Annotated in this window: 21 protein-coding genes; 7 read left to right on the top strand and 14 right to left on the bottom strand. The window is 55.2% G+C overall.

From position 1 onward, the window contains the following. Window positions 1-74 precede the first annotated feature (74 nt). From ABLN87_RS02380 to ABLN87_RS02390, 3 genes are all read left to right on the top strand, one after another. The gene (locus ABLN87_RS02380; protein ID WP_353007178.1) at window positions 75-941 is read left to right on the top strand and encodes an urea carboxylase-associated family protein; all 867 of its coding nucleotides are present in this window, start codon (window positions 75-77) and stop codon (window positions 939-941) included. Window positions 942-1,078: 137 nt separating this feature from the next. Further along, window positions 1,079-1,447 (top strand): group I truncated hemoglobin, encoded by a 369-nt coding sequence (locus ABLN87_RS02385; RefSeq protein WP_353007180.1) that lies wholly within the window; start codon window positions 1,079-1,081, stop codon window positions 1,445-1,447. Then, the gene (locus ABLN87_RS02390) at window positions 1,444-2,502 is read left to right on the top strand and encodes an adenylate/guanylate cyclase domain-containing protein (RefSeq protein WP_353007183.1); all 1,059 of its coding nucleotides are present in this window, start codon (window positions 1,444-1,446) and stop codon (window positions 2,500-2,502) included. Before ABLN87_RS02385 ends, ABLN87_RS02390 begins: the two co-directional genes overlap by 4 nt. Before the next feature lie 5 nt (window positions 2,503-2,507). Here ABLN87_RS02390 and ABLN87_RS02395 read toward each other — a convergent pair whose 3' ends face one another. The 12 genes from ABLN87_RS02395 to guaA form a co-directional block, all read right to left on the bottom strand. Continuing rightward, window positions 2,508-3,122 carry a TetR/AcrR family transcriptional regulator gene (locus ABLN87_RS02395; RefSeq protein WP_170530110.1) on the bottom strand — a complete coding sequence of 205 codons (615 nt, stop codon included), beginning with the start codon at window positions 3,120-3,122 and terminating at the stop codon, window positions 2,508-2,510. A 113-nt stretch (window positions 3,123-3,235) separates the two neighbouring features. Next, entirely contained in the window at window positions 3,236-3,886 is a 651-nt protein-coding gene (locus ABLN87_RS02400) for a sterol desaturase family protein (protein WP_353007185.1), read from the bottom strand. Further along, a complete protein-coding gene (locus tag ABLN87_RS02405) occupies window positions 3,787-4,251 on the bottom strand; it encodes a hypothetical protein (RefSeq protein ID WP_353007188.1) in 465 nt (154 codons plus the stop codon). Before ABLN87_RS02405 ends, ABLN87_RS02400 begins: the two co-directional genes overlap by 100 nt. A 115-nt stretch (window positions 4,252-4,366) precedes the next feature. Next, complete coding sequence (gene ppk2 / locus ABLN87_RS02410) at window positions 4,367-5,236, bottom strand: polyphosphate kinase 2 (protein ID WP_353007190.1); 870 nt, start codon at window positions 5,234-5,236, stop codon at window positions 4,367-4,369. Window positions 5,237-5,284: 48 nt separating this feature from the next. Beyond that, window positions 5,285-6,238, bottom strand: coding sequence for an alpha/beta fold hydrolase (locus tag ABLN87_RS02415; RefSeq protein WP_353007192.1), 954 nt, complete (start codon window positions 6,236-6,238; stop codon window positions 5,285-5,287). Then, window positions 6,228-7,145, bottom strand: a complete 918-nt coding sequence (gene metA / locus ABLN87_RS02420) for a homoserine O-acetyltransferase MetA (protein WP_353007194.1) — start codon at window positions 7,143-7,145, stop codon at window positions 6,228-6,230. Before metA ends, ABLN87_RS02415 begins: the two co-directional genes overlap by 11 nt. 37 nt (window positions 7,146-7,182) lie before the next feature. Then, window positions 7,183-8,055 carry an ATPase gene (locus ABLN87_RS02425; protein ID WP_353008367.1) on the bottom strand — a complete coding sequence of 291 codons (873 nt, stop codon included), beginning with the start codon at window positions 8,053-8,055 and terminating at the stop codon, window positions 7,183-7,185. A gap of 50 nt (window positions 8,056-8,105) precedes the next feature. Beyond that, window positions 8,106-9,002, bottom strand: a complete 897-nt coding sequence (locus tag ABLN87_RS02430; protein ID WP_353007196.1) for a DMT family transporter — start codon at window positions 9,000-9,002, stop codon at window positions 8,106-8,108. A 102-nt stretch (window positions 9,003-9,104) separates the two neighbouring features. After that, window positions 9,105-10,250, bottom strand: coding sequence for an OmpP1/FadL family transporter (locus ABLN87_RS02435; protein WP_353007199.1), 1,146 nt, complete (start codon window positions 10,248-10,250; stop codon window positions 9,105-9,107). Window positions 10,251-10,375: 125 nt separating this feature from the next. Continuing rightward, the gene (locus ABLN87_RS02440) at window positions 10,376-11,281 is read right to left on the bottom strand and encodes a DMT family transporter (protein WP_353007202.1); all 906 of its coding nucleotides are present in this window, start codon (window positions 11,279-11,281) and stop codon (window positions 10,376-10,378) included. Window positions 11,282-11,380: 99 nt separating this feature from the next. Continuing rightward, complete coding sequence (locus ABLN87_RS02445) at window positions 11,381-12,397, bottom strand: hypothetical protein (RefSeq protein ID WP_353007205.1); 1,017 nt, start codon at window positions 12,395-12,397, stop codon at window positions 11,381-11,383. 235 nt (window positions 12,398-12,632) lie between these two features. Further along, entirely contained in the window at window positions 12,633-14,207 is a 1,575-nt protein-coding gene (guaA, locus tag ABLN87_RS02450) for a glutamine-hydrolyzing GMP synthase (RefSeq protein WP_353007208.1), read from the bottom strand. Window positions 14,208-14,364: 157 nt separating this feature from the next. Between guaA and ABLN87_RS02455 the strand changes: the two genes are divergently transcribed. Both ABLN87_RS02455 and ABLN87_RS02460 read left to right on the top strand, forming a co-directional pair. Next, entirely contained in the window at window positions 14,365-15,060 is a 696-nt protein-coding gene (locus tag ABLN87_RS02455; protein WP_170530088.1) for an MgtC/SapB family protein, read from the top strand. A 142-nt stretch (window positions 15,061-15,202) separates the two neighbouring features. Beyond that, window positions 15,203-16,747, top strand: a complete 1,545-nt coding sequence (locus tag ABLN87_RS02460; protein ID WP_353007210.1) for a trimethylamine methyltransferase family protein — start codon at window positions 15,203-15,205, stop codon at window positions 16,745-16,747. Here ABLN87_RS02460 and ABLN87_RS02465 read toward each other — a convergent pair whose 3' ends face one another. Further along, window positions 16,748-17,047: a DUF6477 family protein gene (locus ABLN87_RS02465; protein WP_353007213.1), complete on the bottom strand. Its 300-nt coding sequence runs from the start codon at window positions 17,045-17,047 to the stop codon at window positions 16,748-16,750. Between the two features lie 242 nt (window positions 17,048-17,289). On the opposite strand from ABLN87_RS02465, the gene ABLN87_RS02470 reads away from it, so the two are divergent. Both ABLN87_RS02470 and ABLN87_RS02475 read left to right on the top strand, forming a co-directional pair. Beyond that, on the top strand, window positions 17,290-18,360 hold the full coding sequence (locus ABLN87_RS02470; RefSeq protein ID WP_353007216.1) for a DUF6456 domain-containing protein: 1,071 nt from the start codon (window positions 17,290-17,292) through the stop codon (window positions 18,358-18,360). A gap of 50 nt (window positions 18,361-18,410) precedes the next feature. After that, window positions 18,411-19,334, top strand: a complete 924-nt coding sequence (locus ABLN87_RS02475) for a hydrogen peroxide-inducible genes activator (RefSeq protein ID WP_353007218.1) — start codon at window positions 18,411-18,413, stop codon at window positions 19,332-19,334. A 46-nt stretch (window positions 19,335-19,380) separates the two neighbouring features. Here ABLN87_RS02475 and ABLN87_RS02480 read toward each other — a convergent pair whose 3' ends face one another. Beyond that, window positions 19,381-19,929: a peroxiredoxin gene (locus tag ABLN87_RS02480; protein ID WP_353007221.1), complete on the bottom strand. Its 549-nt coding sequence runs from the start codon at window positions 19,927-19,929 to the stop codon at window positions 19,381-19,383. Window positions 19,930-19,942 lie beyond the last annotated feature (13 nt).

The raw sequence follows: 19,942 nt of genomic DNA on the forward strand, positions 1-19,942 counted from the left end.
TGCTGGCATGGTTGTTGATTGGAAACTAAGCTAACTAGTTACGGAACAATTGATACTTGGTCCGGAGTTAGCCTATGAAATCTGACAATCCCAAACACGCAGCGCCTTTTGATGCGGCGGCGCGTCAGGCCATTCAGCCGGTCATTTGCTACCCTTCTGATAGCTTGGTGCAGCCAAATCTGAATGGGCTAAAGGCACTGCGCGAAACAGCTCGTAAATCGGCTGAGGTGACAGCTGCACCGCGCGATGCTGCCTGTATCGACGTGCCTGCCGGTGCCTTTTTTCGCATCGTTTCGGTCGAAGGCTCGCAGGTTGGGGATTTGAACCTGTGGAATACCCACAACCTGTCGGAGCGGTTCTATTCCGGCAAAACCCGCGCATTGCATGGCACGCATTTGTCGACGGGTGACCGAATGTGGTCCAGCTTTCCTTTCCTGCGCCCGATGGCGACTATCGTTGACGATACGCTGGATTGGTACGGGTTCGACGCTTTTGGCGGCTCGGTCCATGATGTGATTGGCACTCGGTGCGATCCGTACACGGGACGTTTGCTGTCGGGCCAAGACTACCATTATTGCTGCCATTCGAACCTGACACGCGCGCTGGCTCAGCATCGTGAACTGCACTTGCACGAAGCCGAGATGCTTGTACACGACGTACTGAACGTTTTCATGTGCACCGGATTCACACAAGAGACAGGGCAGTATTTCATGAAGGCCAGCCCGGTGCGCCCCGGCGATTATCTTGAATTTTACGCCGAAATCGACTTGACCGTTGGCCTGTCAGCCTGTCCAGGCGGTGATTGCTCGTCAGAGCATTCGTCGGACACCGCCGCCTGCTATCCCTTGTTGATCGAGGTCTACGATCCGGGTGATGAAGCGCGATCAGCACATGTGCAACCTGCTGTATCCGCATATGATCAAACACACGGAACCAGATAGGCGCTGACTCACAATCCGATGTCACGTTTTTCAGCAGATACACAGGTTGCAGGTGCATTGACCCGTTAAACGTTAACAAAACCATTAATTTGATGTAGTCTCATGGTGTTATTCAAAGGTAGCACCCGGGTATTCGTGTGGCACAGACGCTTTATGAGAAATACGGTGGTTTCAAAACGATCAGCCGGGTGGTGATGTCATTTTATGAAATGGCGTTAGAGTCCGACCAGATCGGGGACTATTTCGAAGATATCGATATGCCTCGATTGATTGATCATCAGACCAAGTTTGTATCCTCTTTGATCGGCGGCCCGGCTTCATTCAGTGATGAGCGGATCAAGGCGGTTCACAGCCATCTCAATATTACGCATGCGGATTTTGACGAGATGGCTGCGCTGTTTGGTGAAGCTTTGGAGATGCACGGTGTATCCGCTCAGGATATCCAAACGGCCCTTGGCGCGATTGAAAACAAACGTTCGATCATAGTGGTTCGGCACGCTGCATGAGCATTCATGCCATCAATGAACAACTACTACGCGCGATCGGGGTCGGCGTAGCAATCGTGCGGGCGTCGGACCTGAAGTTTGTCTTTCACAACAGTCCTTTCTCGGAATGGTTCGGCACGCCCGAAAAGAAACAGACGCTTTTGGACCTTATCCCTGACCTTGATCTGCGTGAACTGGATGATGTGAAACAGTCCGGACTACGCTACTCTGTTGAGTTACAGATCAAACCAAAGCGCCGCACACTGGTCTTTGCGGTCACCGTTTCGCTGACCAATGAACTGTCAGACCAACTGCTGATTGTTGAATGCCAGAACATCACTCGCATTCGTGAGCTTGAAAGCATGATCGACAGCTACTCGACCATGGTAGAGCGCAACACCCGTGAGTTGGAGCGTGAAAAAGAGAGGGTCGAGCGTCTTCTGCTGAACGTCATGCCGCGCGCGGTCTACGAAGAGTTCAAAACCTTTGGCGTTGTGACGCCTCAGTTGTACAAAGAAGTCTCGGTGGTGATGCTGGATTTTGTCGGCTTCACCGATTTCGCCGCCAAAACCGATCCAACCGTCACACTCAGCGAATTAAATGATATATTCACGGCCTTTGATCGGATCGTCGAACAGTTCGGTTGTGAGCGGATCAAGACGATTGGCGATGCTTATCTGGCTGTTTCGGGTATGCCGGACGCCACGCCTGATCACGCAACCTCTGTAGCCCATTGCGCCGTGCGCTTTCTGCGATATCTCGAGCGTCGAAACGAAAGCCACCCCCATAAATGGCAGGCCCGGATTGGTCTGGGCATGGGCGCGGCTGTTGGGTCGGTCGTGGGTATTCAGAAATATGTTTACGACGTGTTCGGGCCTGCGGTGAACACAGCTGCGCGTCTACAGGTCTTTGCAAACCCGATGCATATTGTTGCTCCGGAAGAGATGAAATACGCGTTGATTGACGAGTTTCAGGTGTCGGATATCGGGCGCGTTGCGATCAAGGGAATGGGTGACATGGACCTGATAAATGTCACACCTGGCCTGCGTGTCCCTCAGGGCAGCGGGCGCGTTTGAACTAATCAATCGTCCTGCGGGACCAGACCCAAACCTCGCAGATAGATGCCGATGCCGCTTTCCAGCAGATCCTCGGGCGGGAAGGGCGATGTTGCACCCGTGTTGCGGGCATACAGCTCGACCACGCCGTGGCTCATCGCCCAGATATGTGCGCTGAACATCGAGGCAGGAGGGCGCTTTTCGGGCGGAATATGCTGCGACAGATCTGCAGCTGCCTTTTCCAGCACGGATTTGGCACGATTCGCGGCCAGCGACAGCTCGGGCGTGCGGTTCAATGAGACGCCGCTTTCGAACATCGCAATATAGTGGCCCGGATGTTTTCGGGCAAAAGCCAGGTAGGCGCGCCCTGTGGCCTCGAACGCGGCTAAAGCCGAAGGCTGACCTTGGTCATAGGCGTATTGCATCAGGTCAGCGAACATCTCAAAACCCTGTTTTGCCGCTTCGGCTATCAGGTCCTCGCGCCCGTGATAGTGGCGATAGACAGCGGCAGGTGTGACACCCGCGGTTTTGGCGGCCTCGGACAGCGTAAAGCCCGTTGGCCCCTTTTCTTCGATTAGGGACAACGCGGCCTCGATCAAGGCTTGTTTCAGGTTTCCGTGGTGGTACCCGCGTTTCGTCATCCCGGCCTCAGAGCTCTTTGTTCAATAGGTTATTGAATCTAAAGAGATAGAGTATCCGCAAGAGTTCGTCCAACGCTTGACGCGTAGGATTTCATCTAGCTGCTACTAAAACACTAATTGGTTTCGGCTGAGCTTTCGGGTGCAACCGCCTGTTTCGCCTTTGATTTCGCCGGTTGGCGCGTCAAAGCACCGCGCGGGTCCTTTTTGAACAGCTCATACGCGTTCTTGAAAGGCCGGAAATACAGCGTCACAGGATTGTTCCAGGTTCCGTCTTCACCGTTACCTAGACCGTATTCGACGTTTTCATTGGTTTTAGGCGAATACAGTGTCCCGGCGCCCCAATCCCAAAAGGCAAAGATGAAGCCCTTGTTCTTGTCCCAATGCTTGCGCGCCTTCGAATGGTGGATCTGATGCTGGGCGGGGCTGACAAAGACATGTTGAATCCAATTGGGATACTGAAGCCAGACATGGCTGTGTCGAAGGTTGAACGCGACCACAAAGAACAGAAAAATCACGATGTTCAGGCCAAACAGCGTAAAGGCACGCGCACCTGTGCCAAAATACTGATCCAACAACGCAACGACAACGCCAACGGCAAAACCACTCATGGAGGGCGAAACGATGTCTTCCAGCGGGTGCATGCGTGTTGCAGTGAGCGGTGTCATCACTTCGGCAGAGTGATGCACCTTGTGGAATTCCCACAAGAATGGAACCTTGTGGAAGATGTAGTGACCAAGCCAAAGCGCCCCATCCACAGCCAGCACAGCGGCGAGCGTATAGACGCGGATATTGTCCAGGATGGCTCTGACGGTCCTGGACCAGCGGGTCCCGTGATCTTTTCCACGAGCGCATACCAGACCGAGACGTGCATCAGGACCGATGCATAGATCGCCGCGATGATGGATTTGTTCACAAAAAACATCACATAATCGGCCTTGGCGGATTTATGCGTCAGGATATCCCAAGGCAGCAGCCATTTTATCAACCCTTTCAAATTCTTGCGGGATCGATAAAAGACGAAGATCGCAAAGGCCAGGGCCGCGCCCATATGTAGAAAAGACAGACGCTGGGACGGGTCGAAGAACAGTTCGAAAGGGTGACGGAACGCCGCGAAAATTTCTTCAACCATGACCGGCTCCTGTCTCGAAGCTGGGTTTTTTGTGCACCATGAGTTGTATCAACGGCAATGACGTGGCCGAATTGAGGCCAGTTTCTGTCATTTCGACTACGTATTGCTCAAGTGCTCAGCTTTCCCATATCTCGGCCCCGCCACAAATCTTCGCGTCCACCTTGCCCAAGGCCTTGCGATCTTTTTGATCATAATCCAACGCATGTAGGACCGTCTGTATGGCCGCAATACGAGCGCGTTTTTTGTCGTCTGAACGGACGATGGTCCAGGGGCTTTTCTCGGTATGTGAACGGGTTAAGGTTTCGGAGATCGATTCCGAATACGAATCCCACTTGTCCAGACCGGCCACGTCGATCGGGCTGAGTTTCCATTGCTTTAGCGGGTCGGTCTCTCGTGCCAAAAACCGGTTGAGCTGCTCGGCCCGACCGACATTTAGCCAGAACTTGAACAGTCGAATGCCGTCATTGACCAAACCGGTTTCCAGTGGAATGACCTGACGAAAAAAGCGCTCCCGTTCTTCGTGCGTGCAGAAGCCAAAGACATTCTCAACCACCCCGCGATTGTACCAGCTGCGATCAAAAAACACGATCTCACCCGCGGCAGGCAGATGAGGGATGTAGCGCTGAAAATACCATTGGCTGCGCTCGGCGTCCGAGGGCTTGGACAGCGCAACATTGCGTGCACCTCGTGGGTTTAGATTTTCGCGGAACCGCTTGATTGTGCCGCCTTTGCCCGCGGCATCACGGCCTTCGAAGATAATCGCTACCCGCTCGCCGGTTTCTTTGACCCAAGACTGCATCTTGACCAGTTCGATCTGTAGCGCATCGATCTGAGCGTCATAGTCTTTCGACTTCATTTTTCGAGCATAAGGATAGGTCGGGTTCAGGATATCGCCTTTTTCGGCCGCCCTGATCAGCGTGCGTACGTCCTTGGGGGCTTTCTTGTTGAAATAGGCCGTGATCGCGTCTTTTTCGGTCCGGGCCATGCATCACCTCATGATAAATCCATAAGTTACTATGGATTAGCTGACCGCTTAACGCAAACCCGCGCGTTCTGCGGCGCGATCAATTGCTGCTGCGACCGCATCAGCCGCGACGACCTGAGGCATGTGGCCGATCCCCGGCAGCTCGATGAGTTCAGCACCTGGTATCTGGTCAATCAGACTGTGGGAATGCCACTCCAGCCCAACCGTATCATCCGCTGTTCCATGCACGATCTCGGTCGGAACCGAAATTTCTGAATAGCGCGGCTGTAGCGCGGCGACTTCGTCCAGGAGGTTTGCTCGCTGCTTGGCATTGGCATGCATAGATGCGCGGCGCATCGTCAGTTCGGGTCCGAAATGCGCAGCATAGCCTTCTGGCGTGGTTTGTGGGGCAAAGACTTGATCCATCGCCTGGTCCACATACCAGTTTGGAACAAAGGATGTGATCAACGGCAAGGCCAGAGCATTGCCAGTTGAGGTTGAGGCGAGGCGGTTAAATCCATCCAAAGGCGTTTCCCAGGGGATTGCGGCCGGGGCAATCAAAACAAGGGCCGAGATGTTATCAGGCCGTGTCACGGCCCAGGCCAGCGAGACCGATCCACCATAGCTTTGTCCTGCAACGATTGGCTTTTCTGCCCCCAACAAAGCAGCGGCCTTTTGCAGGATGTCGGCCTGTTCAATGATAGTTTCGCCATCCGGGTTGAAGCTGGCCGAGTATCCAAGACCGGGCCGGTCAAACACAATCACGCGGTAATGTTCGGCTAGGATCGGGGCCAGTGCAAAGGTCATGTCGCGGGTGTTGCCGCTGGAGCCGTGGATCAAGACAACATCCGGCCCGTCGCCCATGACAACAGCGTGGACAGCGACCCCATCGACATCCAGTATCTCACCTTCCGGAGGGAACGCGGCCTCGGCCCGTGCTTCGATCTGGGTGCTGCGCCAAGTTATAAAAATGGCGAAGCCTAGCAGGAGTACGGCAAATGATATCAGTATCTTAGCGGCCAATTTGATCCATATCGAACGGTGTTGTCTGATAGATTTCGTTGATCCAGTTGCCATAAAGCAGATGCGCATGGCTGCGCCACCTGTTTTGAGGCGTTTGTGCAGGATCGTCATCCGGGTAGTAGTTGATCGGCACGTTGATTGGCGTGTCATTGGCCACGTCCCGATCATATTCCTGCTTTAATGTATCGCTGTCATATTCGAAATGGTTGAAGATATAGAGCGCACGGTGCTTTTGGTCTTCGACCAGGCAGGGGCCGACATCCTCGCTGCCCAACAGGATGTTCAGACCCGGTGCGGCATTGATCTCAGCTTGCTTCATCTCGGTCCAGCGACTGACGGGGATGACGCAATCGTCTGAAAACCCGCGCAGAAATGGCGAGGCCGGATTCAAATTCTGGTGCCGAAAGCAGCCAAAGGCCTTGGCGTCCAGCATGTGTTTCTTCACGCCGTGGAAATGGTTGATCATCGCCATTCCTCCCCAGCAGACGCCGAAGGTGGAATGCACATTGGTTTGCGTCCATTCGAACACTTCGCTGATTTCGTCCCAATAGGTGACATCGTTGAATTCCAGATGCTCAATCGGGGCACCCGTAATGATCAGGCCGTCGAACTTTTGATCCTTCACCTCCTGAAACGGCCGGTAAAACTCCGCCATATGCGCGGCAGCCGTGTTCTTGGTCCGGTGTTCCGTCATGCGGATCAGCGACAGGTCGATCTGCAGCGGTGTCGCCCCGATCAATCGTGCAAATTGGTTTTCAGTCTGAATTTTCTTGGGCATCAAGTTCAACAACCCGATGCGTAAGGGCCGGATGTCTTGCCGCATCGCCTGATCCTCGGCCATGACCATGACGCCCTCCTTTGTAAGGACATCATAGGCGGGCAGGTCTGATGGGATTTTGATCGGCATCGGTTCAGGCTTCAATAAGTGTAACGGAAACTGCTAATTAGGCTTTCCTGGTCTGGGCCTCAAGGGTGCCTTCGATCAACTCATCGAAATCAGATGCATCACGCACGCGACCGATCTCCGCTGCGGTGAGGGCGATGCCCCAGTTTTTGGCCATCGCGGCATATCTTGGCTGGCGGTGGGCCAGCGCCTGAGCATAGGTCCAGCGGATGAAGGCGTCGGGATCGACCTCCGCCTCGGAACAGCCTTGCTGATCCAGGTAATCAGTCCAACTGCGGGTGAGGAACTCGGACTGATAGGACATCGGCTTGGGGGCTTTATCGAAGCGGCGAATTAGCTCGGCCGTGTGCTCTTCATCGCCTTTGAGCCAGATCATCAACGTGTGCTTTGACAACTCAGTCATCACCTGATCCGAAGGGTCGTCGGGGTCGACCCATTCGCAGATCGAGCCACCGGTGTCGCAGATGAAATGAGGATAGTTATACAAGCGCTGAGCGCGATCGATAAAATATTCAGTATCCAGCAAGGCGTGAATCTCGGCCAATCTAAACTGTTCCTGGCGGCGCCGGTATTCGGGCATTTCGAGCCCACCCTTGGCCGGATCGCCCGGCTTTCCCAGATAGGCGGCCACGGGGGTCAAATTCTCGAACGAAATATTCGAGCCAATATAGATTGAGTCCGACAGAAGAAGATCCCGCAGAAAGGGCACTTTCATCGCCTCGGCTTTGGCGTTGTCGGTGATGTATTCGCCCATGTAGCGCGTGCCGATCCGATAATCGATCGAGTAGTGGAACCAATCACCTGAATCGCGTAGGATGTTGGACACATAGGTTTTGCCCAAGCCCGACATGCCGAAAAACAGCACTTTCTTGCGCGCGGCTGTGCGCCAGTCTTTTGCCGAGCCGTAGATCATGATCCGCTGTCCCTTTGTTTCGCCTTTGCTAGAACGGGCGAGGGGGCGCGTCAATCATGCTTGCCGTGGCGGTTCAAGATCAGCAGACCCAGTGCAAGGATCGCAAAGCCGATACAGGCGTTTGCGCCAAGCGCTTCGTCCCGCAAAAGCGAGCCAAGTATGATCGCAACCGGCGGGATCACAAGGGTTACCAGCATCAGATTTCCACTGCCTGCCATGGCAAGTACGCGGTAGTAGAGCAGATAGGCCGCCGCCGTTGCGATGATCGCATAGTATCCGATGGCAGCCCATGTCACTGCCGGAAGGGCAAGTGTGGGCAGCCCGTCATGTATTATACTGATTGGCAGGATCAGCAAGGTTGCCCCCGTCAGCATTCCAGCCGCCGCGAGGATAGGAGACAGACCTGACAAGTGTTTGCGGCCCCACGCGCTGGCAAATGCGTAAGAGACTGTGCCCGCCAGTACGGCCAGTTGGGCAAGGCTTTGCAGATTGAAACCGGTGAAACTGCTTAATCCGATGGCAGTTGAGACGCCGAGAAACCCCAGGACCACACCGATCAACCGGTTTGGTGTCAGCCGTTCGTCTTTAAAGAGCAGCGCGGCGACCAATACGCCAAAGACTGCTGTTGCGGCGTTCAATATCGCAGTCAGGCCGGTGTCTATGTAAAGCTGCCCCCAGGCCATCAGTGAAAACGGGATAGCGTTGTTCAAAAGGCCCATGATCAGGAACGCGAGCCAAACCTTTGGGCTTTTTGGGATCTCAATGCCTTTGATCCAGACAATCAACCATAGCGCGGCCATCGCCCAGAAGGTCCGGTGCAGAACCGAAGTCATAACTGGGATAGTGTCCAGAGCGATGCGGATCGCAACAAAGGACGCGCCCCAGATCAGGCCGAGCAACAGCAGTTCGGCCCAAGCTCGGGGTGAGAGATGTTTTTGAGGTTCCATGGCCTTAACTTGTCATCTGATGACAGGCGTCGCGACCCGGTTCTTGCGAAAAAGAAAGACCCCGCCGGGTGGGCGGGGTCTTAGACTTGCGATTTGGACTGATCAATTCAGCTGATAGGTAACCTGGAAGCCAACGCTCCAAGCGCTGTTGCCGGTGAAGTTGGCGTTTTGACCAAATCCACCATCCGCAACGGCATCACCGATGTCAGTATAACGAACTCCGCCTGAGATCTTGGCTTTTTCCAGCGAGTAAGTACCGCCAAGTCCGATGCTCCAGAAGCCGTTGGTCGGCCCTAGGTTCGACACAGGTTCGGCGCCTTTGGATTCGTAACCCAGGGTCACTGCCCCCGAAAACTCATCGGTGAACTGATAGCCCAAGCCAAGCGTATAGGTGAAGGTGTCATCCTCGAAGTCCACCAGGTTAGCCTGCCCAAGCGGTCCAGTGTAGACCGGCGGAGCATAAAGCAATTGCGGCCAATCAACCCATCGGACCGACCCAAACAACAGTGTCTTAGGTGCGACACCTGTCTGGAAGTCCAGGTTAACCGATTGCGGTGTTTCAATTTCACTGTTTGTAGCGGCAGTTCCAGTTGAAAGGCTTGTCTCGGTTTGCGACAGGTCATGCGAGATTTTGGAATTGTATGTCAGCGATACGCGCGCTGCGATCTCGGGCTTTTCCCATGCCACACCAACAACATAGCCGAATGCAGTATCTGCACTTGTTTGAACATTGTAGCCCCTAACAGCAGGAACATTCACAGTAGCTTCAACCCGTTGAACGCGTAGACCCGCCAACGCACTGAAACCGTTATCAAACTTGTAGCGGAACAAGCCAGTTATGGCATCGGTGTCTGCGGTCGCGTTCAGCGTGTTGGTCACTGTCGGTGCCAACGGGTTAATCGACAGCGGGTAAGCTGACGAATAGGAGAGGTCTGCCCCGAATGGCTGATCATACATGATTGCGAAATCAAGCTGCTCGGTCAGCGATGTCTTAAAACCCAAATGCGGGGTGAAGAAGCTTTCCGTTACGTTGCCCGAGTCTACGACCTGTCCGTTGGTTGGGCTTGCAGGGTTCGCATCCAAAAGCGTCCCGCTTACCCGAGGATCGGTATATCCAAGCCGAAACTGAACAACCGTTCCTTCTTCAAAAATCAGGTTGATACCTTGACCACTTCGGTCGATACCACCTGCATAGCCTGCCGTTGCCCCCACGCACAGCGCGCATGTGGCGAGTAGTGCCTTTTTCATTGCTGTCCTCCCTTGCTTTCGATGCGGGTTTTCGTGAATAGAACTGAGTGTGTTCGACACTGACCCGCTGATTAGTGCCCGATACTTTCTTTTCGGTTAGTTTAAGGTCAACGGGTGACGGAGCGTTACTTATTGCAACTAGACTTATGGACTGTTGCTAAACTGTTACGATTTTCAGACCAGACATTCAGAAAGATGCCGGAAAAAATTACTGCAGCGCCCAGCATGGTCCAATGATCAATGGGCTCATGGTACAAAAGCATGCCAACCACCGCAATGGTGGGCAGGCGGGCAAAGTCGAACGGTACGACCACTGTTGCAGGCGCGATTGCTAAGGCATTGGTAATGCAGAAATGTGCCAGCAAACCGGCCAATCCAACCAGAACCAAAAAAGGTGCGGTTTGGGCGTTTGGTAGGGCGATCTGACCATCCAGACCGGCCGCTGCTGCGCCGAGTGCAGCCTGCATCACCGCCAGCCAGAACATGATGCAGCCGATGCTGGCAAAGCGCGTCAGCTTTTTCGTGGTAATCGTTGTAAACGCAAAGAAAATTGCAGACGCTGCGGCGGTTATCAGCCCCGGGCTTAACGGCGCCGTTCCGGGGCGGGCGACAATCAAGATACCGGCAAAACCGATGAGGGCGGCCAGCATTTTCAGCGGAGTCAGACGCTCTTTCAACAACAGAGGCGAAAGAAGGATCACCCAGATCGGTTGCGTGAATTCCAGTGCAAACACCTGGGCCAGGGGAATCACTCCTACTGCATAAAACCACAGGTTTTGCCCGGTGAAATGCAGCACGTTGCGTACGGCGTGAAGGCCAAGTCGCTGGGTTGTGACCTGATGCCATTTGCCGGATACGCTCAGCACCAGAGCGACCAGCACGATGCCCACAAAGCTGCGATACATCATGATTTCGAACGTATCGTGATGCAGGCTTAATTCTCGCCCGGCCACTGCCATTGAGGAAAATGACAGAATGGCCCCTGTCATCCAAAGGGCCGCCTTGCCGATTTGAATTGAGCCGTTATCCACCCGGTGTCCTTCGCAATTTCTTGACGTTGCAACTGGAACTAACCGGTTTTTTTCCGCTCTGGCACTCTGAATCTTTTCGTGTAGGAGGAAATGGCTGGATTAGTTGAGGTCCTGTGCAAAACGCCGGGCGATTTCCAGATTTCCCTGTGCGTTTACGTGACAGCAGTGATCGATATAGAAATCCTGCTGCAGGATGCCGGAATAGTCCTGAAAACAGCCGAGTTTTTGCGCCTTTTCACGGATCAGCGGATAGACCTGTTGAATCTGCGCGGCATATGTGTCGTTGTGGCTGAACGGACGGTCGGGCAGGGTATATGGGTTTGGTTGCAAGACGCAGGAAAAACGAGCCTCCCGTGAATTTACAATGGCTTCGGTTGCAGCCCAGCTGCTGACGAGGAAATCGGCGACACGCTCGGCATAGGCCGGATCACCACATTGGTTCAGATCGTCAAAACGCTGGGCGTTATCGCCCGAGCCCAGCTTTTCACTGAACCGCCGGGCCAAGCGGTAAGTTGAGGTCGATGATACCAGCCCCCAGATGCCGCCGGACTTCCCACTCAGCTTTTCCTTTATAAACCCTTCGCGCGGATGCCCGTCGGGCGAGTTCAGGCTGAGGCAGTTGTGGTAGACATCATTCACACCATCAAAAAACACGACGTTGTCGCCGGGTTGGATACTGTCCAGAGTGTTGAGAAGCCTGTTGAGGCTCTGGCGCGAGTTATAGGCTTGTTCCCCGTAGTTGATTGCTGTTTTGCCTGACAAATTGCTGAAATGGGATGGGATTGTATTTTTGTCAGAAACACTGTGCCCCCACATGGTGGAACCGCCAAAGAAATGCACCTTTTGATCCGTCGGCGGGTTCGAATTGACGGTGATCCGACGCAGATTTTTGTCGATGTTCAGCGTTTCGCTTGCGATTTGAGGCGATTGCCACCCCACAAAAGCCTTGTAGGGATAGCCCTGAAAGCTTTGTGCGTCGTTTTGGAACTGCCGGGTCTCTTCATCTTGATTGGGATTTTCAGAGGTTTTGGGAGCTTCGTTTCCACTGAGCATGTCCCGCATCGAAAACGCGGCAAACAGGACCACTTCAAGCGCGATCAGTGTGAAGATAGTCATGAAAAGAATATAAAAAGCGTTTCGGATCAGTGCCATAAACAAAGCCTTGGGCGGAACCTAGTAACAAAAAATCAATTGGCTGGGTCATACATACCAGACGAGCCGCTCATAAGGTGAGTGATAAGGGATTGGATTGCAAGCCAATCCTGAGCGCAAGAAATCGCGCTCAGGTGGGTAGATTGCCTGTACTGGCGAAGGGGTTTTCAGCGCGATTTCCCGTTCGTTCAGTCGGGGATTACTCCCACTCAATCGTTCCGGGTGGCTTCGAAGTGATGTCGTAGGTGCAGCGGTTGATGCCCTTCACCTCGTTGATGATCCGGGTGGCGGTTTCACCCAGAAACTCATGGCTGAACGGATAATAATCCGCCGTCATGCCATCAACCGAGGTAACGGCACGCAGCGCACAGGCGTAGTCATAGGTGCGGCCGTCGCCCATCACGCCCACGGTGCGCACGGGCAGAATGGCTACAAAGGCCTGCCAGATATCATCATAGAGCCCGTGTTTGCGGATCTGGTCGATATAGATGGCGTCAGCCTCGCGCAGGATCTCCAGCTTTTCGCGGGTGATCTCGCCAGGGCAGCGGATCGCCAGGCCGGGCCCGGGGAAGGGGTGACGGCCAATAAAGCTGGCGGGCAGACCCAGTTCGCGACCCAATGCACGGACCTCATCCTTGAATAGCTCACGCAGGGGTTCAACCAGTTTCAGGCCCATCTTTTCAGGAAGACCGCCCACATTGTGGTGCGATTTGATCGTCACCGAGGGGCCGCCCGAGAAAGAAACAGACTCGATCACATCCGGATACAGCGTGCCCTGCGCCAGGAACTCGGCCCCTTCGATGGTATCGGCATGTTTCTGGAACACGTCGATGAACAGCTTGCCGATGATTTTGCGCTTGGTTTCCGGGTCGGATTGACCGTCCAACTCGCCTAGAAACAATTCGGATTCGTCGGCGTGGATCAACTGAATATTGTAATTGTCGCGGAACATGCCGACGACTTCCTGGGCCTCGTTCTTGCGCAGTAACCCGTGGTCGACGAACACACAGGTCAGCTGATCGCCGATGGCTTCATGAATCAGGATCGCCGCGACCGAGCTGTCGACGCCGCCGGACAGGCCGCAGATGACCTTTTTGTCGCCGACCTGTTCACGGATTTTGCGGATCATTTCCTCGCGATAGGCACCCATGGTCCAATCGCCTTTGAAGCCCGCAAGCTTTACGAAGTTCTCATACAGCTTGGCGCCCTTTGGGGTGTGGTGCACTTCGGGGTGGAACTGGACCGCATAGAAATGGCGTGTGGTATCGGCCGTGATCGCATAAGGAGCATTGGGCGAAGTGCCGTAAACCTCGAACCCTGGGGCCAACTGGCTGACATGGTCGCCGTGGCTCATCCAGACCTGTTCCTCACCCTCGGCAAACCAATCGTCGAGCAGGGACAAGGCACCCTTGGGGCTGACAAAAGCACGGCCGAACTCCGCAGTGCCGCCACCGCCCGAGATCTTGCCACCTTCAACCTTCCCACCCAGTTGCTGCATCATCACCTGCTGGCCATAGCAGATGCCAAGAATTGGAACGCCGTAGTCGAAAATTTCTTGCGGGGCGCGGGGTGATCCATCGCGCGTCACGCTGTCGGGCCCACCCGAGAAGATCACGGCGCGCGGGGCCATTTCGCGCACAAGGTCGATCGTGACATTCTGATAAGGGTGGATTTCGCAATAGACATTCAGCTCGCGCAGGCGGCGGGCAATCAGCTGCGTCACCTGGCTGCCGAAGTCGATGATCAGAAGGCGGTCATGGGTGTCTTGGGTCATATCCGCGCCTTAGGCCAAGCGCATCAGTTTCGCAAGAGCAACCTCTGATCCTCAGGTAAGTTCTGCGAACCCAAAAAAGGAATTGTAAAAGTTTTGTAACGAAAATATGACAGCCCAGCTGGGTCAAGGAATGCCCCGATAAAACAAGGGACAGAAATTGCCGATTTCCATCGAGATAGCCGCATTGAACCTGGGATTGGCGCTGTTTTGTGGCGCTTTGATCGGGTCAGAGCGTCAGGTGCGTCAAAGAATGGCCGGGCTGCGCACCAATGCCCTTGTTGCGCTAAGTGCCGCCGCATTTGTCGTGTTCTCAGCGCTTTTTCCCGATGAGGTGAGCCCAACGCGTGTTGCGGCTCAGGTTGTTTCGGGCATCGGCTTTTTGGGGGCCGGGATAATCTTCCGGCACGGGTTCACGATTCATGGCCTCAATACCGCGGCGACGTTGTGGTGTTCGGCAGCAGTTGGAATGATGGCGGGGGCGGGTGCCTGGGTGTTTGCCGTCATGATGACGGGCTTCGTCATCTTCGTGAACCTCGGCCTCAGGCCGTTGGTGAAGTGGCTAAAACGCACGACGCGAGCCGGAGTGCCTCTGACGCAAGAGTTTAAGGTTGTTCTTCAATGCTTGGAAGAGGCGCAGGCAGATGCCCGTGTCGCTGTTCTCAAGGCATTGGCGCAGAACAATGTTCGGATCGTGGGCTTTGAAAAAGGCGACGCAATTGAGGGCAAGCGAACAATTGCTGTTCTTGTCTCGATGGAGGATCATCCCGAAGAACTGCAGCACAAGGTCGTGGCCCCACTGATGTTAGAGCCAAGCATCGACAGTATCGAGTGGGATACGATCTCGGAAGCGTAGCGTCATCGCCGCGACGGATCAGATGATTGCGAACGCTGCGCCCAATGTCGCTTTTCCCCCCAGAGCGCCGTAAACCATATGCCTGCGGGTGCTCAATCCTGTAACTAAGCTGTCAATCTAAACACATCAGACGGGATTTCTCATGGCAGAGGCAAGCACCCGACGCAGGGCGAGAGGTGGCGGTGGCGCCGCCCGCCGTGCCGAGCGCACCGCAGTTCGTATCGAAACGGCGAAGTATATCGAACGCAACATTCCGAATTTCGAGATCCTCAACGAAGAAGCGTTGGAGATCATCGAACAAAACGCGGAAACCGTGCTGGAAGAGATCGGCGTCAACTTCGTAGACAATCCGGCCGCGCTGGAACGCTGGCGCGATGCCGGCGCGGATATTGATGGCGAACGCGTGCGCATCCCTCGTGGATTAGCTCGTGAGCTGATCAAGACCGCCCCCAGCGAGTTCACACAACATGCCCGCAACCCCGAGAAATCGGTGGTGATTGGCGGCCGCAATCTGGTGCTGGCTCCGGTCTATGGCCCGCCGTTTGTGCGGGATGCTCAAGGTGGCCGCCGCTATGCGACCATGGATGACTTCAACAAGTTCGTGAAACTGGCCTATATGTCCAAGTGGCTGCACCATTCGGGCGGTACCGTATGCGAGCCGACTGATATTCCGGTGAACAAGCGGCACTTGGATATGCTCAAGGCGCATATGACCCTGTCTGATAAGCCGTTCATGGGATCAGTCACCGATCCCAGCCGTGCGCAGGATTCGGTTGAGATGTGCGAGATTCTGTTCGGCAAAGAGTTCGTTCAGAACAACACAGTCATGACCTCGCTGACCAACATCAACTCACCGATGACATTCGATGACGTGATGATGGGCGCGCTGGAGGTGTATGCTAGGAACAACCAGGCCTGCATCATTTCGCCCTTTATCGTGGGCGGTGCAATGGCGCCTGTTTCGGTTGCGGGCACGCTGACGCAGGTTCTGGCAGAAGTGCTGGCGGGTATTTCTTACAGCCAGATCATTCGGCCCGGCGCGCCGGCAATCTTCGGGGCCTTTGTGACCTCGATCGACATGAACTCGGGCGCGCCGACATTCGGTACACCAGAGGCGGCGCATATCACCTATGGCGCAGGTCAATTGGCCCGCCGCCTGAACCTGCCGTACCGCTCTGCCGGATCGTTCTGCGGCTCGAAACTGCCGGATGCGCAGGCGGCCTATGAAACGGCGAACTCACTGAACATGGGTCTGATGGCGGGTGTGAACTTTATGCTACATGCCTGTGGCTGGCTAGAAGGTGGTCTGGTTGCCGACTTTGAAAAGTTTGTCATGGATGCCGACCAGTTGGGTGTTTTGCATGGGCTGGCCAAAGGCGTGGCTTATGATGAAAACGCCCAGGCCATGGATGCGATCCGCGAGGTTGGTCCGGGCGGGCACTATCTGGGTTGCGCGCATACGCAGGCCAACTTCAAAGAAGCCTTTTGGAAATCCGACGTTCTGGATTACAAGCCGTTCGAGACCTGGCAGGACGAAGGCGCGCGCGATACCCGGCAGTTGGCGTCGAGCCGGGTAGAACATCTGTTGGCCAACTATCAGCAGCCACAGATGGACCCGGACACAGCCGCAGCACTTGAGGCTTACATCGCTGAGAAGAAAGCCTCGATGCCGGATGCGTTTACCTGATCAGTTCAGGGCCGAGGCGCGGTTGGCCTGATACAACTGCGCCTCACCCAACAGCGCGATCAGAAGATCCAGATGCCGCACCAATGAGTAAGCGGCATCTTCTTCTTTTCGTTGCGTGTTTACCTCTCGCTCAAGATCCATCAGCCGCATAAGGGCCGCGCCTGTACTGGGCAGTGATCCATAGCCCAGAATGCGCTGCAGATGTCGGTCCCGATTGTAATCCTGCACCCCGAGTTTTGCCGCCCGTGTCAGCAGCCGTGGGCGGCGAAGTGTCGTGATCATGGTCATCAGGTCCTGCATCTTCCGTGTTCCTTTACGCGGTTTTGATTTGGCCTGTTTGTCACACAACCTAAGCGGGTGTTGCTTGGTTTGGGTTCCCTCCGAACTATGGTTTCACGACTGTTTATCTTTTTGAATCAAATCTGGTTGGCAACCGTTGGGGTTAACGAACGAGTAACGAAAGCACCTCTAGTTAGATTTGGTTAACTCAAATTCCGCGGGCGAAAAGTGGCAGTCAATTTTGTCGACGAGGGCAAATGAATATGGAAAACTACATGGCTTTCACCATACCGGCTTGGGTGCCCGAAGGGGCGCAGCGATACCTTGCGCATACCGAGACCGGTCGATCGATACGAGATATCGCACGATCCGAGGGGTGCCATGCATCAACTATTCTGCGACAAATCAGACGTATCGAAATGCGTCGGGATGATCCACTTGTGGATGCCGCGTTGCAATCGCTGGCCGAAACGCATTTCTCGATCTCGGAAGATCACCGGGTTAGGCAAGAGTCAGAAGACGCAGAGAATTTTGATCAGGAAGCGATGCGCATCCTGCGTCGTCTGTGCGAAACCGGATCGGTTCTTGCCGTCGCGGAAGATATGGATAAGGCGGTTGTTGTTCGGGATACCGGCGATGCCGCGGCAACCCGAACGGCCGTTGTCGATTGCAAGATTGCGCAGGCGCTTGCGCTGCAGGATTGGATCAGCTGCGACAATCCTGGTCGCATCTCGCGATACCGGATTTCGGCATCGGGGCGCGCGGCGCTGAACCGTCTGGTGGCAGAAGCAGAGAACGAGGCCCGCACCAAGAATGAATTTGGAATGGCTGAGGCTCAGATGCCGTTTCAGGCCAAAGCCACAACACCGCAAACGGATCGGACGCGGCGGATTCGTTATTGTGCCGCCGAAAGCCCCTTGGTTGCGCTGGCGCGTCGCAAGGATCGCGATGGCAAACCCTTTCTGGACGAAAGCCTTGTCAGCGCCGGAGAGCGCCTGCGCGAGGATTTCGAATTGGCACAGATTGGGCCGCAGGTTGCGCAGAACTGGGATCGATTCCTGACAGGGGGTGGCAGGGGCAGATTTGACAGTGAATCGCATGGCGGGCGCGGATCTTCGGATGCGCGAGATCGGGTCGCGCGGGCATTGTCGGATCTGGGGCCGGGGCTGAGCGACGTGGCCCTGCGCTGCTGCTGTTATCTCGAAGGGTTGGAAGCGGCAGAGAAGCGTATGGGTTGGTCTGCACGGTCCGGCAAGATCGTTCTGCGTATCGCCTTGCAACGCCTGAAACGCCACTATGAAGATCAGACGGAGCGGGACCAGATGATCGGGTAAAGACCATATGCAACACTTGCGGAATCGCCCGGTATTGATAAGCAAGAGTTATGAGCTATACCCTTAGACAATTGCAGTATTTTCAGGCCGTCGCCGAACAGCGCAACTTTGGTCGTGCGGCTCAGGTCTGCAATGTGTCCCAACCTGCGTTATCGGTTCAGATCAAAGCGCTGGAAGAGATTATGGGCGGTGTTCTGTTCGAAAGACAGGCTCGCGACATTCTGCTGACGCCATTGGGGCGCGATGTGCTGGAGCGCGCGCGGCTGATCCTCGGCGCCGCCGACCGGCTGGATCAGTTTGCGCGTGATCATTCGGGCGGGCACAGGTCCTTATCCATTGGCATTATCCCAACGATTGCACCTTATCTTTTGCCTGGCGTTCTGGCTGGTCTGCGTTCGGGTGATGTTTCGCTGCGGGTGCAGATACGTGAGGCCAGAACCGAGCGTCTGTTGGCCTTGCTACGCGCGGGAGAGATTGATGCGGCTGTGCTGGCCTTGCCGGTTGGTGGTACCGAATTCCGGGAAACACCTCTGTTTCAGGATCAGTTCCTTTTGGCAGGCAGTGCTGCGCGTCTTGAAAAGGTATCAGCAAGCCCGGATATGCTGCGCCCGCTTGATCTGCAATCTGCTCAATTGATGCTGCTGGAAGATGGGCATTGCCTGACCGATCAGGCGCTTGAGGTCTGCGGTCAGGACCGGGGCAGCGGGCAGATCAACATGGGGGCTTCATCCCTGGCAACGTTGTCGCGGTTGGTGGCCGAAGGCTTCGGTTTGACCCTGATGCCTGAGCTCGCGGCCCATTCGGAAGCTGAGGCCGTACCGGGCCTTCGATTGTTGCGGTTCGGCAGCCCGCAACCGGCCCGTACTGTCGGGCTGGTCCACCGTGCTTCGAGCGGCAAGGCTGATTGGGCCGAAAGGCTGGAACACGTGATCCGCGATGTGGGTGAACAGATCGTAACGGCCACCCGAACATGAACTGGCCCGCCAAGGGGCGGGCCAGATCTTGGGTGTTAAAGTTGGCTTAGGCCAATTCAGGTTCTGCCGCCTGTTCCAAGTGTTTCATCAGGTTCTCGGGCGACGAAACCCCATACGGATCTTCGGGGCAGTTATCCATCAGACCGGGCTCTTCGAACCAAGCTTCGACCACACCGTCATTGATGATCGCTGCATAGCGCCAGGACCGCATGCCAAAACCAAGATTGTCTTTGTCGACCAGCATGCCCATCTTGCGAGTGAATTCACCGGACCCGTCCGGGATGACCTTGACGTTTTTCAGCCCCTGATCCTGCGCCCATTTGTTCATCACAAAGCTGTCGTTGACCGACATGCAGTAGATAGCATCGACGCCTTTGGTGACGAAATCGCCGTAGCCCTTCTCGAAACCCGGTAGTTGGTAAGTCGAGCAGGTCGGGGTAAACGCACCGGGCAGCGAGAACAGGATAACCCGCTTGCCTGCGAAGTAATCCGCTGTGGTGACATCCTGCCAACGATAGGGGTTGGGGCCTTCGATGGCCTCATCCCGGACGCGAGTGTGAAAGGTGACATCAGGCAGTTTTGCGCCGGATTTCATGCTGGATCTCCTG

Source organism: Ruegeria sp. SCP10 (genome assembly GCF_040329495.1).
In the GTDB taxonomy this organism is placed as follows: domain Bacteria; phylum Pseudomonadota; class Alphaproteobacteria; order Rhodobacterales; family Rhodobacteraceae; genus Ruegeria.

Excerpts from the sequence above, each read along its gene's own strand:
- ABLN87_RS02470 (WP_353007216.1), top strand. The coding sequence starts at position 17,290 with ATGGAAAACTACATGGCTTTCACCATACCGGCTTGGGTGCCCGAAGGG.
- guaA (WP_353007208.1), bottom strand. The coding sequence starts at position 14,207 with ATGACCCAAGACACCCATGACCGCCTTCTGATCATCGACTTCGGCAGC.
- ABLN87_RS02475 (WP_353007218.1), top strand. The coding sequence starts at position 18,411 with ATGAGCTATACCCTTAGACAATTGCAGTATTTTCAGGCCGTCGCCGAA.
- ABLN87_RS02465 (WP_353007213.1), bottom strand. The coding sequence starts at position 17,047 with ATGCAGGACCTGATGACCATGATCACGACACTTCGCCGCCCACGGCTG.
- ABLN87_RS02480 (WP_353007221.1), bottom strand. The coding sequence starts at position 19,929 with ATGAAATCCGGCGCAAAACTGCCTGATGTCACCTTTCACACTCGCGTC.
- ABLN87_RS02435 (WP_353007199.1), bottom strand. The coding sequence starts at position 10,250 with ATGAAAAAGGCACTACTCGCCACATGCGCGCTGTGCGTGGGGGCAACG.
- ABLN87_RS02460 (WP_353007210.1), top strand. The coding sequence starts at position 15,203 with ATGGCAGAGGCAAGCACCCGACGCAGGGCGAGAGGTGGCGGTGGCGCC.
- ABLN87_RS02405 (WP_353007188.1), bottom strand. The coding sequence starts at position 4,251 with ATGGTTGAAGAAATTTTCGCGGCGTTCCGTCACCCTTTCGAACTGTTC.
- ABLN87_RS02445 (WP_353007205.1), bottom strand. The coding sequence starts at position 12,397 with ATGACTATCTTCACACTGATCGCGCTTGAAGTGGTCCTGTTTGCCGCG.
- ABLN87_RS02390 (WP_353007183.1), top strand. The coding sequence starts at position 1,444 with ATGAGCATTCATGCCATCAATGAACAACTACTACGCGCGATCGGGGTC.
- ppk2 (WP_353007190.1), bottom strand. The coding sequence starts at position 5,236 with ATGGCCCGGACCGAAAAAGACGCGATCACGGCCTATTTCAACAAGAAA.
- ABLN87_RS02395 (WP_170530110.1), bottom strand. The coding sequence starts at position 3,122 with ATGACGAAACGCGGGTACCACCACGGAAACCTGAAACAAGCCTTGATC.
- ABLN87_RS02430 (WP_353007196.1), bottom strand. The coding sequence starts at position 9,002 with ATGGAACCTCAAAAACATCTCTCACCCCGAGCTTGGGCCGAACTGCTG.
- ABLN87_RS02425 (WP_353008367.1), bottom strand. The coding sequence starts at position 8,055 with ATGATCTACGGCTCGGCAAAAGACTGGCGCACAGCCGCGCGCAAGAAA.
- ABLN87_RS02380 (WP_353007178.1), top strand. The coding sequence starts at position 75 with ATGAAATCTGACAATCCCAAACACGCAGCGCCTTTTGATGCGGCGGCG.
- metA (WP_353007194.1), bottom strand. The coding sequence starts at position 7,145 with ATGCCGATCAAAATCCCATCAGACCTGCCCGCCTATGATGTCCTTACA.